The sequence below is a fragment of the Streptomyces sp. NPDC001902 genome (assembly GCF_042891295.1).
Lineage (GTDB): Bacteria > Actinomycetota > Actinomycetes > Streptomycetales > Streptomycetaceae > Actinacidiphila.
In genome coordinates, this window is record NZ_JBIATA010000014.1 from 150,836 (window position 1) to 165,970 (window position 15,135).

Annotated in this window: 14 protein-coding genes; 8 read left to right on the forward strand and 6 right to left on the reverse strand. The window is 73.2% G+C overall.

Going from position 1 to position 15,135, the window contains the following annotated elements:
• Positions 1-43 precede the first annotated feature (43 nt).
• Positions 44-751 carry a type 1 glutamine amidotransferase domain-containing protein gene (locus ACFYYN_RS23315; protein WP_500547367.1) on the forward strand — a complete coding sequence of 236 codons (708 nt, stop codon included), beginning with the start codon at positions 44-46 and terminating at the stop codon, positions 749-751.
• On the opposite strand, the gene ACFYYN_RS23320 is transcribed toward ACFYYN_RS23315, so the two are convergent.
• Positions 748-2,034, reverse strand: a complete 1,287-nt coding sequence (locus ACFYYN_RS23320; RefSeq protein ID WP_500547368.1) for an MFS transporter — start codon at positions 2,032-2,034, stop codon at positions 748-750. The two genes, ACFYYN_RS23315 and ACFYYN_RS23320, sit on opposite strands and share 4 nt — an antisense overlap.
• A gap of 95 nt (positions 2,035-2,129) precedes the next feature.
• Between ACFYYN_RS23320 and ACFYYN_RS23325 the strand changes: the two genes are divergently transcribed.
• From ACFYYN_RS23325 to ACFYYN_RS23340, 4 genes are all read left to right on the forward strand, one after another.
• Positions 2,130-2,669: a CGNR zinc finger domain-containing protein gene (locus ACFYYN_RS23325; RefSeq protein WP_500547369.1), complete on the forward strand. Its 540-nt coding sequence runs from the start codon at positions 2,130-2,132 to the stop codon at positions 2,667-2,669.
• Between the two features lie 150 nt (positions 2,670-2,819).
• A complete protein-coding gene (locus ACFYYN_RS23330) occupies positions 2,820-3,380 on the forward strand; it encodes a (2Fe-2S)-binding protein (protein ID WP_500547370.1) in 561 nt (186 codons plus the stop codon).
• A gap of 4 nt (positions 3,381-3,384) precedes the next feature.
• Positions 3,385-4,374: an FAD binding domain-containing protein gene (locus ACFYYN_RS23335; RefSeq protein ID WP_500547371.1), complete on the forward strand. Its 990-nt coding sequence runs from the start codon at positions 3,385-3,387 to the stop codon at positions 4,372-4,374.
• The gene (locus tag ACFYYN_RS23340; RefSeq protein ID WP_500547372.1) at positions 4,371-6,605 is read left to right on the forward strand and encodes a xanthine dehydrogenase family protein molybdopterin-binding subunit; all 2,235 of its coding nucleotides are present in this window, start codon (positions 4,371-4,373) and stop codon (positions 6,603-6,605) included. The genes ACFYYN_RS23335 and ACFYYN_RS23340 overlap by 4 nt, the downstream gene beginning before the upstream one ends.
• A gap of 286 nt (positions 6,606-6,891) precedes the next feature.
• On the opposite strand, the gene ACFYYN_RS23345 is transcribed toward ACFYYN_RS23340, so the two are convergent.
• From ACFYYN_RS23345 to ACFYYN_RS23365, 5 genes are read right to left on the reverse strand one after another with little or no spacing between them, the layout of a single operon-like run.
• The gene (locus ACFYYN_RS23345) at positions 6,892-7,539 is read right to left on the reverse strand and encodes a DedA family protein (protein WP_500547373.1); all 648 of its coding nucleotides are present in this window, start codon (positions 7,537-7,539) and stop codon (positions 6,892-6,894) included.
• 4 nt (positions 7,540-7,543) lie between these two features.
• A complete protein-coding gene (locus ACFYYN_RS23350; protein WP_500547374.1) occupies positions 7,544-8,752 on the reverse strand; it encodes an ABC transporter ATP-binding protein in 1,209 nt (402 codons plus the stop codon).
• 10 nt (positions 8,753-8,762) lie between these two features.
• Positions 8,763-9,602 carry a carbohydrate ABC transporter permease gene (locus tag ACFYYN_RS23355; protein ID WP_500323123.1) on the reverse strand — a complete coding sequence of 280 codons (840 nt, stop codon included), beginning with the start codon at positions 9,600-9,602 and terminating at the stop codon, positions 8,763-8,765.
• On the reverse strand, positions 9,599-10,483 hold the full coding sequence (locus ACFYYN_RS23360; protein ID WP_500547375.1) for a carbohydrate ABC transporter permease: 885 nt from the start codon (positions 10,481-10,483) through the stop codon (positions 9,599-9,601). Before ACFYYN_RS23360 ends, ACFYYN_RS23355 begins: the two co-directional genes overlap by 4 nt.
• Positions 10,480-11,748, reverse strand: a complete 1,269-nt coding sequence (locus tag ACFYYN_RS23365) for an ABC transporter substrate-binding protein (protein ID WP_500547376.1) — start codon at positions 11,746-11,748, stop codon at positions 10,480-10,482. The genes ACFYYN_RS23360 and ACFYYN_RS23365 overlap by 4 nt, the downstream gene beginning before the upstream one ends.
• A gap of 165 nt (positions 11,749-11,913) precedes the next feature.
• Here ACFYYN_RS23365 and ACFYYN_RS23370 point away from each other — a divergent pair, with 165 nt between their 5' ends.
• The 3 genes from ACFYYN_RS23370 to ACFYYN_RS23380 all read left to right on the forward strand — a co-directional run bounded on the left by ACFYYN_RS23370 (position 11,914) and on the right by ACFYYN_RS23380 (position 15,094).
• The gene (locus tag ACFYYN_RS23370) at positions 11,914-13,173 is read left to right on the forward strand and encodes an FUSC family protein (RefSeq protein WP_500547377.1); all 1,260 of its coding nucleotides are present in this window, start codon (positions 11,914-11,916) and stop codon (positions 13,171-13,173) included.
• Between the two features lie 20 nt (positions 13,174-13,193).
• The gene (gene dapB, locus ACFYYN_RS23375; protein ID WP_500323118.1) at positions 13,194-14,000 is read left to right on the forward strand and encodes a 4-hydroxy-tetrahydrodipicolinate reductase; all 807 of its coding nucleotides are present in this window, start codon (positions 13,194-13,196) and stop codon (positions 13,998-14,000) included.
• A gap of 152 nt (positions 14,001-14,152) precedes the next feature.
• Complete coding sequence (locus tag ACFYYN_RS23380) at positions 14,153-15,094, forward strand: hypothetical protein (RefSeq protein WP_500547378.1); 942 nt, start codon at positions 14,153-14,155, stop codon at positions 15,092-15,094.
• The last annotated feature ends 41 nt before the right edge of the window (positions 15,095-15,135 follow it).

The following is a 15,135-nucleotide window of genomic DNA, read 5'->3' on the forward strand; positions in this document are numbered from 1 at the left end:
CGCCGCGACGAGCACCGAATCCCGCAGGGAAGAGGGCAGTGGCATGCCTGCGACCAAGAAGATCCTGGTCATCGTGACCAACGTCGACGAGTACGAGAAGGTCGGCATGCGCACCGGGCTGTGGCTCGGGGAACTGACGCACTTCTGGGACGTGGTCGAGCAGGACGGCTACTCCATGGACATCGCCAGTCCGGCCGGCGGCAAGGTCCCCCTCGACCCGGAGAGCCTCTCCCACGAGGTGCTGGGGGAGCTCGGCACCGGCAGGCACTACGCCGACCGCGCGTACATGGACCTCCTCGAGGACACGTTGCCGATCACCGACGTGAACCTCGAGGACTACGACGCCATTTACCTCACCGGCGGCCACGGCGTGATGTTCGACTTCCCGCAGAGCCGGGAACTGGAGGACCTGATGGCCAGGTTCTACGAGTCGGGCCGGATCGTGTCCACGGTCTGCCACGGCGCGACGGGGCTGCTCAACGTGACGCTGAGCAGCGGCGAACCGCTGGTCCGGGGCAGGCGGGTGACCGGGTTCTCGTGGCCCGAGGAGGAACTCGCCCACCGGGCCGAGGCGGTGCCCTACAGCCTCCAGGAGGAGCTGACGAAGCTCGGCGCCGACTACTCCACGGCCAGGCGGCCGTTCGACGCCTACGTCGTCGAGGACGGGCGGCTGATCACCGGCCAGAACCCCGGCAGCGCCCGCGCGGTCGCGGAGGCGGTCGTCCGGCAGCTGGAAGACGCCCAGCGTTAGGCACGCGCCGGGGCCGCGATCCGCAGGAAGGGGACGAGCGCCGCGGCCGCGACGACGGCGAGGACCGCGAACACCAGCCGGGGGCCGCCGAGTTCGGCCAGTACGCCGGCCAGGGCGGCGCCGAGCGGCATGGCGCCCCAGCTGAACAGTCTGCTGACGGCGCTGTAGCGGCCCATCATGTGCTCCGGCACGATGTCCTGGGCGATCGTACGGGCGTTGACCGCCCACAGGGTGCCGCCCATGCCGCCGAGGAAGGCGCCGGCGGCCACCGGCCAGAAGGCGGTGGTCAGCGCGGGCAGCGCCATCATCGCGGCGGTGCCGGCGATGTCGGCGGACATCGCGCCGCGGCGGCCCAGCAACCGGTTGACCCGGCCGACGGTGAGCGCGCCGGTCAGCCCGCCTACGCCGAGGGCGCTCAGCAGCAGCCCGTACCGCCCGGCGTCCAGGCCCATCGTGTGGGTCGCGTGCAGGGGCATCAGCGCCAGCCACGCGCCCCAGCAGGAGCACAGGACGGTGAGGACCAGCGAGAGGGTGCGCAGCAGGTCGTGCCGCCACACGTGGCGCAGGCCCTCGGCGATCTGCGTGCGGACGGCGGCGGGGGCGCGGTCCGCCACCGCGCCCGTGCCGCGTGCCCCGGCCACCCGCCCGGCGAGCAGGAACAGGGCGAGGGAGGCGAGCGCGTACGCGACCCAGGTCGCGCCGAGCGCGAACCCGGTGCCCACGGCGATCAGCACCCCGCCGACCAGGGGGCCGCAGAACTCGTTGCACACGGTCTCGGCGCCGGTGATCCACGCGTTGGCGCGTTCACGCCCGGCCGGGGGCACCACGGACGGTACGAGCGCCGCCTCCGCCGTCAGCGCCACCACCTCCGCGACGCCGAGGACGGCACCGGCCGCGCAGAGCACCCCGATGCCGAGCCCGCCACCGGCCGCCGCCGCGAGGAGGCAGGCCACGACCGCCATCCGCACGCCGCCCGCGGCCCACAGCAGCCCCCGGCGGTCCCGGCGGTCCACCAGGACGCCCACGGGGAGGGCGACCAGCAGCCAGGGCAGGGTGAGCGTCAGGGACACCGCCGTGACCTGCAGCGGCGAGCCGGAGGCCCGCGCCGCGAGCAGGGGCAGCGCCATCTTGGTCACCCCGTCGGCGAGATTGGTGACCGCGGTGAAGCCGACCAGCACGGCCGTGTTGCGGGTGCCCCGGAGGACCGTCGGCGGCGCGGTCGCGGACGCGGCCGTCGGGGCGGCGCCGTCCTTCACTGGCGTGACGCGGGCGCGGTCCCCCATGTGAACTCCCCCTACGCTAACCGGCTATCGGCTTCACCGGTCATTCTAACCGCCGTTCACGATAGCCGGTAGACTTCGGCGACAGGAGGTGCCCCGTGCTCGAACCCCCGCCCGCCGCCGTCCTGGTGGAGGCCTTCGCCAACACCGTCGACCTCGACCTCGGCACGGACGACCTGGCCGCGCCGGACCGGTTGTCCGCCTTCCTCGCCTCCCGCGGCCTGCTCGACGACGGCACGCCGGTCACGCCCGGCGAGCACGACCGCGCCCTGCGCCTGCGGGCCGGCATCCGCGAGGTGCTGGGCGCCAACGTCGGCGACACCCCCGACCCCGGGGCCGTCGCGGCCGCCGACGAGGTGCTGCGGGGGCTGCCCGTCCACGTCGCGGTCGGCGGGGACCGGCCCGTACTGTCCCCCGCGCCGGGGCTGCCGCCCGTGGAAGGGGCGCTCGCCCGCATCGCCCTGGCCTGGAGCGCGCTGGTGACCACCGGCGACGCGGCGCGCCTCAAGCGCTGCGCCGAGCACACCTGCGGCTGGGTCTTCTGGGACGTCTCCAAGAACCGCAGCCGCCGCTGGTGCTCGATGCGCGTGTGCGGCAACCGCAACAAGGCACGGGCGTACGCGGCCCGGCAGCGGTAGCCGCCCCGCGAGGACCCGGAGCCGGGGGCGCCCGGGCACGGCCCGGCGATCCGGTCCGCCCCCTGTGCCGCCGCGCGGGGGCATGATCCCGGTTGCGGGTCGTTGACGGGCGAAACAGCATGAAAGGGAGACCGATCTGGAGGTGGACCGGTGTCCTCACATGTTTCGGCGAACACCGCGGCGGAATCCGGCGTACTGCCGGAGCGCGGCCCGGACCCCGTCCCGGTCACCTTGCACGTCAACGGGGAACGGCGGGCGGTGGACATCGAGCCCCGGGTGAGCCTGCTCGACGCGCTCCGCGAGCACCTCCGGCTGACCGGCGCCAAGAAGGGCTGTGACCAGGGCACCTGTGGGGCCTGCACGGTGTTCGTGGACGGGCGGCGCGTACTGGGCTGCCTGACGCTCGCCATCGCGTGCGAGGGCCACGAGGTCACCACGATCGAGGGCCTCGCGCGGGAGGGCCGGCTCGACCCGATGCAGGAGGCGTTCATCGCGCAGGACGCCTTCCAGTGCGGCTACTGCACCCCGGGGCAGATCATGTCGGCGGTGGCCCTGCTGCGGGAGGGGCACGCCTCGGACGACGCGGAGATCAAGGAGTGGATGAGCGGCAACATCTGCCGCTGCGCCGCGTACCCCAACATCCGTGCGGCGATCCGCGCGGTGCGCGACGCGGGACCGGACACCGCTCCCGGAACCGGCAGCGGAGCGTGACACCGTGCGGCCCATCAGCTACACCCGCGCCACCGGCACGGCGGACGCCATCGCGGCCGTCACTGCCGACCCGCAGAGCCACTTCCTGGCCGGCGGCACCACGGAGGTCGACCTGCTGCGGCAGAACGTGCTCACGCCGCGACGGCTCGTCGACATCAACGACCTCCCCCTGACCGGCGTGGAGGGCATGCCCGACGGCTCGCTGCGGATCGGCGCGCTGGCCCGGATGAGCCAGGTCGCGCAGGCGCCCGTCGTACGGGAGCGCTTCCCGCTCGTCGCCCAGGCGCTGGAGCTCGGCGCCTCGGCGCAGTTGCGCAACATGGCCTCCATGGGCGGCAACATGATGCAGCGCGTGCGGTGCGGCTACTTCCGTGACTCCGCCTCACCCTGCAACAAGCGTGTACCCGGCAGCGGTTGCTCGGCGATCGAGGGGACGAGCCGCGGGCACGCCGTCCTCGGCACGAGCGCGCACTGCATCGCCGCCCACCCCTCGGACGTGGCCGTGGCCCTGGCGGCGCTGGGCGCGAGGATCCGGACCCAGGGGCCCGGCGGCGAACGCTCCTACTCCTTCGACGAGTTCTTCCTGCTGCCCGGCGACACCCCGGACCGGGAGCACCCGCTGGAGCACGGCGAGCTGATCACCGTGATCGAGGTGCCCTCGGTGCCGATCGCCCGTCGTTCCACCTACCTGAAGGTCAGGGACCGCGAGTCGTACGAGTTCGCCCTGGTCTCGGTGGCGGCAGCGCTGGCGCTGGCGGACGGGCTGGTGCTGGACGTCCGCCTCGCGCTCGGCGGGGTGGGCACCCGGCCCTGGCGGGCCGAACGCGCCGAGGAGTTCCTGCTCGGGGCCCCGGCGATCCCGGAGAACTTCCACGAGGCCGCGCGGGTCGAACTGACCGCGGCACGGCCCACGGCGATGAACGCGTTCAAGGTCGAACTCGCCTGCCGGGCCGTGGTCCGCGCGCTCGGGACCCTCACCGGGAGCCCGTCATGAGCCCGGCCGTCGGGCAGCCCATGGACCGTGTCGACGGCCGCCCCAAGGTCACCGGCTCGGCACGGTACTCGGCGGAGGTCCCGCTCCCCGGCATGGCGTACGCCGCGCTCGTCGGGGCCCACATCGCCTGCGGGCGGATCACCTCGATCGACGCGGGCGAGGCCGAGGCCGCCGAGGGCGTCCTCGCCGTCCTCACCCACGAGAACATCCCACCCATCGCGGCGCAGCCGCCGCTGATCCCCTCCCTGGCGGGGACGGCGGCGCCCGGCCAGACCTTCTTCCCCCTGCAGGAGGACGTCGTCCACTACGCGGGCCAGCACATCGCCGTCGTCGTCGCCGACACGCACGAACGGGCCCAGCACGCGGCGAGCCTGCTGCACGTGCGGTACGCGGAGGAGCCCTCCGTCACCACCCTCGACCAGGGCCGGGACCGGGCCCACGTGCCCGAGGCGATCTTCGGCGGCTTCATACCGGGCCGCATGAGCCGGGGCGACCTGCGGAAGGGGATCGACGAGGCCGACGTACGGCTCGACGTCACCTTCACCTACGCCGCCAACAACCACAACCCCCTCGAGCCTCCGGCGACCACCGCGTCCTGGGAGGGCGACGAACTCACCCTCTGGGACGCCACGCAGGGCATCACCTCCACCCAGCAGACGGTCGCCGCGCTGCTCGGCCTGCCGGTCTCCCGGGTGCGGGTCATCGGGCACTACACGGGCGGCAGCTTCGGCGGCAAGGCCATGATCTGGCACCATCCGGCCCTCGCCGCGATCGCCGCCCGGCAGGTGGGCCGCCCGGTGAAACTGGCGCTGACCCGCGAGCAGATGTTCACCTCGATGGGACACCGCGAGGAGCAGGAGCAGACGATCACGCTCGCCGCGGCCGGGGACGGACGGCTCACCGCGCTGCGCCACCACAAGCTCTCCCCCACCTCGCACTTCGACGACTGGGCCGAACCCTCCCTCGGCGTCGCCTCGCAGATCTACGGATGCCCCCACTACGAGGGCGAGTACCGGCTGTTCCGCGCGAACACCATGACGCCGACCTTCGTGCGCGCGCCGGGCGAGGCCTCGGGCATGTTCGCCATGGAGTGCGCGATGGACGAGCTCGCCGAGCGCCTCGGGATGGACCCGCTGGAACTGCGGCTGCGCAACATCACGGCGACCGACCCCGGCACGGGCGACCCGTGGTCGAGCTGGGGGCTGGAGGAGTGCTACCGCCGCGGCGCGGAGCGTTTCGGCTGGGCGGACCGCGATCCGCGACCGCGCTCCCGGCGTGAAGGGCACTGGCTGATCGGCACGGGCATGGCCAGCGCCGGCTACCCCGTCGCCCAGCCCGTCACCCCGCAGCGCGCCCGCGCCCGCCTCTACGCCGACGGGACCGCCCTGGTGCAGGCGGCCACCCCCGACTTCGGGACCGGCGTGGCCACGGCCATGACGCAGGTCGCCGCCGACGCCCTCGGCCTGCCGGCCGGGCGGTGCCGCTTCGAGAACGGCGACACCGCCTTCCCCCAGATCGCCGCGGCCGTCGGCTCGGCCGGGGCGGGCATGATCAGCGCGGCCGTCCACACCGCGGCCACCACCCTGCGCGACGCGCTCGTCGCGCGGGCGGTCGCGGACGCGGAGTCGCCGCTGCACGGCGCGGCCCCCGAGGCCGTCGAGGTCCAGGACGGCCGCATGGTGCTCCGGGACGACCCCGGCACCGGTGAGACCTACGCCGACATGATGCACCGTCAGTTCCTCCCCGACGTGGAGGCCCTGGGCTCCTGGACCCCCGACGCCGGCGCGAACGGGCACGCCCTGATGACCTTCGGCGCCCAGTTCGCCGAGGTCGCCGTCGACGCCGACCTGGGCCTCGTCCGGGTCCGCCGCATGGTCGGCGCCTTCGCCCCCGGGCGGGTCCTCAACCCCAAGACCGCCCGCAGCCAGCTCACCGGCGGCATGATCTGGGGACTGGGTCAGGCCCTCCTCGAGGCCAACCACATGGAGGCCCGCACCGGCCGCTGGGCGGCGTCGAGCCTCGGCGACTACCTGGTCGCCGTCAACGCGGACGTGCCGGACGTCGACGTCGAGCTCGTCGAGGTCGAGGACACCGTCGTCAACCCCCTCGGCGTCAAAGGCGTCGGCGAGATCGGCCAGGTCGGCGCCGGCGCCGCCATCGCCAACGCCGTCCACCACGCCACGGGCCGCCGCGTCCGCAAGATGCCGATCACCATCGAGGACCTGCTCTAGCCTCCGCCGGGCCCCGGGCATCACGCCCACGGGCGGCAGGTGGCGGGGCCGAGCCCCCACGCGCGGCCTCGCACCGCGCCGACCCCGCCGCCCGCGGCCGAAGCCCTGGTCCTGGGCCGGACGTTGCCCGAAGGTGGGAGTACGCAACGGCGAACCGGCGACATGCGCCCTGCATGACCGTCCCGCTCCGCCGGCGGCCTTGAGCAACGGGCAGCCGCATGGGGTGTCCGTGTACCGGAGCCGGATCTGGCGACGCTGGTGGCCTGCGCCGGGGCGTGAGGACCCCTCAGGGGCCGACGTCGCGGCGGCGGACGCGGCGGCGGATGTGGCGGGCGGTCAGGGCGGCGGCGAGGAGGGCCACGGCGATCAGGGCGTAGAGCTGGAAGCGGGTGAGCCAGGCGTAGAGGGGGCCGAGGCGGGTGCCCGCGGCGTAGGCGAGGGCGGCCCACACGCCGACCCAGAGGATCGCGCCGAGGGTGTTGCAGAGCAGGAAGCGCCACCAGGGCATGCCGGCGGTGCCGGCGATGATGCCGTTGGTCTGGCGCAGGACGTCGACGAACCGGGCGAGGAGGACGACGAGGTCGCCGCGGCGGGCGAAGAACTCCTCGCCGCGCACGAAGCGTTCCGGGGTGAGCAGGACGTAGCGGCCCCAGCGGTGGACGAAGGCGCGGCCGCCGATGCGGCCGATGAGGTAGCCGAGGCAGTCGCCCGCGACGGCCGCGGCGACGGCGACCACGACGACGCCGGCGATGTCCATCCGGCCGGTGCCCGCGTAGGCGGCCGCGACGACGAGGACGGTCTGCCCGGGTACGGGGATGCCGCAGTTGTCGAGCAGGACGAGGACGCCGACCGCCAGGTAGCCCCAGTCGTCGAGGAGCGGGGCGAGGTGCGCGAGGGGGCCGGGCAGCGGCGGCGGGACGGTGGCCGGGGCCATGCGCTCACCCCGCGGTCGTGTCGCCGGGGCGTTCGGGGAGCGTGAGGTTGTCGCCGGTGGCCGGGTCGAAGACCTGGGCCTGTGCGGTGTCCAGCCACAGCCGCAGGCGTTCGCCCTCGCGGGCCCGGGTCCTGGCGGAGAGCCGGGCGACGACCTCGGGGCCGCCGGCGCCGGAGTCGGCGAGCCCGGAGTCGGCGGCGAGCTCGGCCAGTTGCTCCGCGGCGGCCGCGGCGGCCGCGCCGCCCTCCTGGGCGACGTGGACGTAGACGTCGGAGCCGAGGGACTCGCGGACGTCGACGGCGACGGTGACCGTGGCGCCGCCCCGGCCGGGGTCGACGAGCGCGGCGTCCTCGAAGTGCTCGGGCCGGAAGCCCGCGATGACCTCGCGCGGTGCGTCGTGGCGTGCCAGGGCGGTGCGGAGGCGGTCGTCGAGCGGCAGGTCGCCGAGGGGGGTGCGCAGCCGGTCCTCCTCCACGGCGGCGGGCAGGAAGTTCATCGCGGGCGAGCCGATGAACCCGGCGACGAAGAGGTTGCGCGGCCGGTCGTACAGTTCCTGCGGCGAGCCGGTCTGCTGGACGACGCCGCCGCGCATCACGACGACGCGGTCGCCGAGGGTCATGGCCTCGGTCTGGTCGTGCGTGACGTACACCGTGGTGGTGCCCAGGCGCCGCTGCAGCCGGGCGATCTGGGTGCGCATCTGGACCCGCAGCTTGGCGTCGAGGTTGGAGAGCGGCTCGTCCATCAGGAAGGCCTTGGGCTCGCGGACGATGGCCCGGCCCATGGCGACGCGCTGGCGCTGCCCGCCGGAGAGGTTGGCGGGCTTGCGGTCGAGGTGGCCGGTGAGGTCCAGGACCCGGGCGGCCTCCTCGACCTTCTCCTTGATGACGGCCTTGTCCACGCCGGCCAGCCGCAGGGCGAAGCCCATGTTCTGGCGGACGGTCATGTGGGGGTAGAGGGCGTAGCTCTGGAAGACCATGGCGATGTCGCGGTCCTTGGGGGCCTTGTCGTTGACGACCTGCCCGCCGATGCGCAGGGTGCCCTCGGTGATGTCCTCCAGCCCGGCGATCATGTTGAGGGTGGTGGACTTGCCGCAGCCTGACGGCCCCACGAGGATCACGAACTCGCCGTCCCCGATGGCGAGGCTGACGTCGCGGACGGCGACCGCGCCGTCGGGGTAGCGCTTGGTGACGCCGTCGAGGGTGATCTCGGCCATGTGCGGTCCTTCAGCCCTTCACTGCGCCGGAGGTGAGTCCGGCCACGATGCGCCGCTGGAACAGCAGCACGAAGACGACGATCGGGACGGTGATGACCACGGCGGCCGCGGCGATCGAGCCGGTGGGCTGCTGGAACTGGGAGCTGCCGGTGAAGAACGCGATCGCCGCCGGCACGGTGCGGGCGGTGGTGGTGGAGGTGAGGGAGATCGCGAACAGGAAGTCGTTCCAGCAGAAGATGAAGACCAGGATCGCCGTGGTGAACACCCCGGGCGCCGCGAGCGGTGCGATGACCAGCCGGAAGGCCTGGGCCGGGGTCGCGCCGTCGACCTTGGCCGCCTTCTCCAGGTCCCAGGGGATCTCGCGGAAGAACGCCGACAGCGTGTAGATCGCCAGCGGCAGCGAGAAGGTCATGTACGGGATGATCAGCCCGGCCCAGGTGTCGAACAGTCCGAGGAAGCGCTCGATGTTGAACAGCGGCGACACCAGGGAGATCGGCGGGAACATCGCGATCAGCAGCGAGGTCCCGATCAGCAGCCCTTTGCCGGGGAAGCGCAGCCGGGCCACGGCGTAGGCGGCCATGGTGCCCAGCGTGACGGCGACGACGGTGGAGATCAGGGCGATCCCGATGGAGTTGACCAGCGCGCGGGTGAACTCGGAGGTCGCGAAGATGCCCCGGTAGTTCTCCAGCGTCCACGTACGAGGGACGAAGCTGCCGTCGGAGAGGGTGGCGGGGGCCTTGAAGGACAGGGCGACGATCCACCACACCGGGAACAGCGCGTACAGCACCACGACGGTGTTGACGACGCTCCAGCGGGCGATCCGCCGCCGCTGCGCCGGGCTCGTGCTCATCGTCCGGTGTCCTCCGATCCGGGGGCGGCCGTGCCGAACAGCCGGATGAAGGCGAAGGCGATGACCGCCACGCACACGAAGATCAGCACCGAGATCGCCGAGCCGATGCCGAGGTTCAGCGCCGTGAAGAGGTTGTCGTAGCCGAGGATCGACACCGAGCCCGTGCCGTTGGAGCCCTGCGTGAGCACGTAGATGTTGTCGAAGATCCGGAACGCGTCGAGGGTGCGGAACAGCAGCGCCACCAGGATGGCGGGCTTCATCAGCGGCAGCGTGACCAGCCGGAAGCGCTGCCAGCGGCCGGCGCCGTCGACCATGGCCGCGCGCAGGGTCTCCTCGGGCACCAGGGCCAGCCCGGCGAGCAGCAGCAGCGCCATGAAGGGCGTGGTCTTCCAGACCTCGGCCAGGATGATCAGTCCGATGGCCTTCCAGTGGTCGGTCAGCGGGGCCTGTCCCGCCGCGTCGACGAGGTAGCCGATGCCGGGGGTCCAGGCGTACTGCCAGGAGAAGGCGGCGACGACGGTCACGATGCCGTACGGCAGCAGGATCGCGGTGCGCACCGCGGAGCGGCCGAGGACCGCCCGGTGCATGACGACGGCCAGGCCCATGCCGAGGGCCAGTTCCACCGCGACGGACACCACCGTGATCAGGCAGGTCACCCAGAAGGCCTCCCACCAGAACCCGGAGCTCAGGACCGCGGCGTAGTTGTCCAGGCCCACGAAACGGGCCAGCTGGGGGAAGCGCAGGTCATAGCGGTGCAGGGACAGGTAGACGGCGTAGAACACGGGGTAGGCCGTCACGACGAGCATGACGACCACGGCGGGGGCGCAGAGCAGCCAGCCCAGCCGCCGCTCCTGGCGGGCGCCCTCCGAGAGCCGCGTCACGGGACCAGCCCCTTGGACTGCAGGGCGTCCTCGATCTGCCCCCGCAGGTCCCGGACGGACTCGGCCGGCCGGATGGCGGCGGGTGGTGACAGGGTGTGGGCCACCGCGATGGACACGTTCTGGTAGGCGGGGGTCTGCGGCCGCAGGGCGGCGTTCTCCAGCTCGGCGAGGATGTCCTGCGCGAAGGGGTAGCTGCGTTTGATCCGGGGATCGTCGTAGAGGCCGCGTAGGGTCGGCGGCAGGCCGCCCCGCAGCGCGGCGGTCCGCTGGTTGTCGCGGTCGCGCAGGCACAGCGCCGCCTCGAAGGCGAGGGCAGGCCGGCGGCTGTAGGCGCCGACGGCGAGGTCGATCCCGCCGATGGTGACCCGCGCGGGACGGCCGGCGTCGACCCGCGGGTAGCGGGCCCACCGGAAGTGCCGGAACAGCTCGGGGTTGTCGGCCTTCATCGCCGGATACACGAAGGGGTAGTTCAGCTGGAAGGCGGCGGTGCCGGACTCCATGGCCAGCCGGTTCTGGTCCTCCGTCTGGTTGGGCAGCGACGGGTCGGCGGCGGGCGAGACCGCCAGGTCGCGCATGATGCCCGCGGCCCGCACCGCCGGCGCGCCGAGCGAGGGCGCGGTCGCGTCGGCGTTGAGGATCGACCCGCCGGCGCTGGCGACGAGCGTGTTGAACCAGACGGTGAGCCCCTCGTACTGGGCGCCCTGGACCTCGATCCGGTGGGGCTTGCCGGCCTTCGCCAGGGCGCGGGCAGCATCGAGCATCCCGGCCCAGGTCGTGGGCGGCTCCGGCACGAGGTCCGACCTGTACCACAGCAGCTGGACGTTGGTGTTGTACGGGACGGCGTAGAGGCGGCCCTTCCACGTGGCCGTCCGCAGCGGCGCGGCGAGGGTGTCCCGGACGGCTTCGGCACGCCGGTCGCCCGTCCACGGGCGGATCCAGCCGGCCTCGGCGAATTCCGGGGCCCAGGTGACGTCCAGGCCGAGGACGTCGAGCGCGGGGTCGTGTGCGGCCAGCCGGCGTACGAGTTGCTGCCGCTGGCCGTCCGCCGTCCGGGGGAGCTTGTTGTAGCGGATGACGTAGCGTCCGCCGGAGGCACGGCTGCAGCGGTCGGCGGCCTGCTGGAGCGCCCCGGAGTCGTCGGGGAAGTTGTACCAGTCGAGCGTCGCCCGTCCGGACGTCCGCGACGCGCCGCCGCACGCGACCGCGGCGGCCGCGAGGACGACCACCGCGGCAAGGGCCCCGGAGCGCCATACCGCGCACGCCATAGGCACCTCGCTCCCCTGCTCGGACACACTCGGCCCGGACCATGAAGCCCCCGCCGCGGCCGCCGACGGTGCCTCAGGGGCGTGTCGGGGCCGGGTATTCACGCGGTCGGCGCAACCCGTGCCGCCGACCGGTGCCGGCGTCCCCCGCGTGGGGAGACTGGCAGGGTGCCCGGCGTCCTCCCCGCCCCGCTCGCCGACCTCCTGCGGCGCAACAACGACCCGATCGTCGTGCAGACGGTGCGCTCCACCGTGGCCGCGGTGCTGTCGTACGCCGTGGCCGTCTGGCTGCTGCCCAACCCCGCGCCGCTGACGGCTCCGCTGACGGCCCTGCTCGTGGTGCAGGTGACGCTCTACACGACGGTGACCACGGGCGTCCGACGGGTGGTCAGCGTGGTGGCGGGCGTCCTCATCGCGGTCGGCTTCGCGGAGCTGATCGGGCTGACCTGGTGGAGCCTCGGGCTGATCATCCTGGCGTCGCTGGTGATCGGTCACTTCATCCGCGTGGACGAGTTCGTGGCCGAGGTGGCGATCAGCGCGATGCTCATCCTGGCCGTCCCCGCCCCCTCCGGCGAGGCGCTGGACCGCATCCTGGAGACCCTGGTCGGGGCGGTCGTCGGGGTGCTGCTGAACGTCGTCGTGCCGCCCCCCGCCTTCGTGGAGCCGGCCGGTGACGCGGTGCGGGAGCTGGCCGAGCACATGCGGGCGCTGATGCTCCGTATGGGGCGGGAGGTGCGCGACGGCGCCACCGCCGGGCAGGCCCGCTCCTGGCTGATGGACGCACGCCGGCTGGACAACGAGATCGCACGGTTCGACGCCTCGCTGCGCAGGGCGGAGGAGGGGACCCGGCTCAACCCGCGGGTGAAACCGGCGGAGGGCGCGATGGCCCGGCTCCTCCTGCGCAGCGGGCTGGACACCCTGGAGGTGTCGACCGTGCTGCTGCGGACGCTGTGCCGCTCACTGACGGAGCTGGACCGCGAGCGCGGCGCGCGGGAGCCGCTGTTCACCGGCGAGCTCGCCGCCGGCATCGACGAGTTGTTCGCCGACATGGCCGACGCCGTCGACAGCTACGGCCGGCTGATCGCCGCCCAGGTCACGGAGGGCGCGGACCAGGCGGAGGCCCGGCTGGAGGACGCGCTGCGGCGCGGCCGGGAGGAACGGGACCGGATCGCGGCGCTGCTGCGGGCGGAGACGGAACGGCGCTGGGAGAGCTGGGACCTGTACGGGGCGCTGCTGGCCAACATCGACCGGCTGCTGGACGAGCTGGACCTGGAGAAGCGCTCGCTGTGGCTGTCGGAGCAGCTCGTCGCCGCCGCGCCGCACTCGACGACGCTGCCCGGCCGGATGCGCCGTCAGGCCCGCTCCGCCGCCGCCCGGCTGCGCCTGAGGTCCCCCGGTGGGACCGGTTCCGGGCGGGAAGGACGGTGATCATGCCTCATGCTGGTGGGATGGACCTGCTGAACGTGTGCGTCGCCGGGGCGACCGGCTGGACCGGGGAGGCGGTCGCGCGCGCCGTCCTGGACTCCGGGGACCTGCGGCTGCGGACGGCGGTGGCGCGGTCGGCGGCCGGCGCGGACCTCGGGGCGGTGTGGGGCGGTCCGGAACTCGGGGTGCCCGTCTTCAGCACGGTCGACGACGCTCTGGACGGCGTGGACGTGCTGATCGACTACACCTCGCACACCGCTGTGGGGCGTCATGTGCGCACCGCCGTGGTCCGCGGGGTCAACGTCGTGGTCGGCTCGTCGGGCCTGTCCGGCGCGGACTACGAGGAGATCGCCGCGCTGGCCGAGGAGCACGGTGTCGGCGTGGTGGCCTCGGGGAACTTCTCACTGACCGCGGCCATGGCGCAGGCCTGCGCCCGGCTGGCCGCCCGTCACCTGCCGCACTGGGAGATCCTCGACTACGCCTCCGCGACCAAGCCCGACGCCCCCAGCGGCACCGCGCGCGAACTCGCCGAACAACTGGGCGCCGTACGGCGGCCCGAGTACGCCGTGGACCCGGGACGCACGGCGGGACACCCCGAGGCCCGCGGCGCGTCGATCGCCGGCACGCAGGTCCATTCACTGCGGTTGCCGGGCTACACCCTCGCCGTGGAGGCACAGTTCGGGCTGCCCGACGAGCGCCTGGTGATCCGTCACGAGGCGGGCACCTCCCCCGCCCCCTACGTCGCGGGGACCCTGCTCGCCGCTCGCGCGGCCGCGACACGCCGGGGTCTGGTACGCGGTCTCGACACGCTGTTGCTCAGCGGGGACTGACGTTCCGTACCTCGTGGCACTGCGTCACTTCCTTGGCCACGCTGTCGCCCGGACGCTCCGCTCGACGGGCGGCCGTTGACCGCGCGACGTACGACTGGATCGCAGGGGCGGCGGCGACCGCCGTCCGCCACCCGTCCGAAGGAAGGACACTCATGCGAACCAGTCTGATGCGCCGCACCGCTCTCGGCGTCGCGACCGGACTTCTTGCCACCGGCCTCTTGGCCGCCTCGACCGGCAGCGCCGTCGCCACGGCGGCCAGCGACGACGGCGGGAACGGCTCCTACAGCAAGGGCAGCGACGACTACGGCGACGACGACAACGGCTACGGCGACAACGGCGGGGACAACGGGAACAACGGCTACGGCGACAGCGACAGCGACAGTGGCCGCGGCGGAGGCGGAGGCGGTGGCAACGGCCGCGGCGGCGGGGGCGGAGGCGGCGGCGGGGACAACGGCGACGACGACGGCGGCTACGGCGACAACGGCCGCGGCGGCAGCGGTGGCGGTGGCGGCGGCCGGGGCAACGGCGACGACGACGGCGGCTACGGCGACAACGGCCGCGGCGGCAGCGGTGGCGGTGGCGGCCGTTCCGACTGGAACGACAACGGCGCCAGCGGTCGCGGCGGCGACAACGGCGACGATGACGATGACGACAACGGCAACGACAACGGCGGGGGCAAGGGCGGAAAGGGAGGCGGTAAGGGCGGCAACGGGAACAACAGCGACAACGGAGACAACGCGACCTACAAGGACAAGGACGACAACAACGGGAAGGGCAGCAGCAAGGGCAGCAAGGGCAAGAGCGGAAAAGACAACAAGGGCAAGAAGGGCAACAAGGGCGGAAAGGGCCACGACAAGGGCCACCACAAGAAGTACAAGAAGCACCACAAGAAGCAGTGCAACAAGCACGGCTACCGGTTCAGCTTCAGCTACAAGTACAGCGTGAGCTATGGCTATGGCGTTGGGTTCGGCAACGGCGTCCACACCCTCGGTCTCGGCAAGGGCCACAACGACTTCGACTACGGGTTCGGTGACAAGTCCGGCCGCGGCTACGGCGGCCTGTACAACTCGGGTTCGCTGAACGTGCTCATCTGACGCGGGGCTGCCGCCGGGTACGACGAGGGCCGGGAGGAACG

Excerpts from the sequence above, each read along its gene's own strand:
- ACFYYN_RS23320 (WP_500547368.1), bottom strand. The coding sequence starts at position 2,034 with ATGGGGGACCGCGCCCGCGTCACGCCAGTGAAGGACGGCGCCGCCCCG.
- ACFYYN_RS23380 (WP_500547378.1), top strand. The coding sequence starts at position 14,153 with ATGCGAACCAGTCTGATGCGCCGCACCGCTCTCGGCGTCGCGACCGGA.
- ACFYYN_RS23350 (WP_500547374.1), bottom strand. The coding sequence starts at position 8,752 with ATGGCCGAGATCACCCTCGACGGCGTCACCAAGCGCTACCCCGACGGC.
- ACFYYN_RS23340 (WP_500547372.1), top strand. The coding sequence starts at position 4,371 with ATGAGCCCGGCCGTCGGGCAGCCCATGGACCGTGTCGACGGCCGCCCC.
- ACFYYN_RS23345 (WP_500547373.1), bottom strand. The coding sequence starts at position 7,539 with ATGGCCCCGGCCACCGTCCCGCCGCCGCTGCCCGGCCCCCTCGCGCAC.
- dapB (WP_500323118.1), top strand. The coding sequence starts at position 13,194 with ATGGACCTGCTGAACGTGTGCGTCGCCGGGGCGACCGGCTGGACCGGG.
- ACFYYN_RS23365 (WP_500547376.1), bottom strand. The coding sequence starts at position 11,748 with ATGGCGTGCGCGGTATGGCGCTCCGGGGCCCTTGCCGCGGTGGTCGTC.
- ACFYYN_RS23355 (WP_500323123.1), bottom strand. The coding sequence starts at position 9,602 with ATGAGCACGAGCCCGGCGCAGCGGCGGCGGATCGCCCGCTGGAGCGTC.
- ACFYYN_RS23315 (WP_500547367.1), top strand. The coding sequence starts at position 44 with ATGCCTGCGACCAAGAAGATCCTGGTCATCGTGACCAACGTCGACGAG.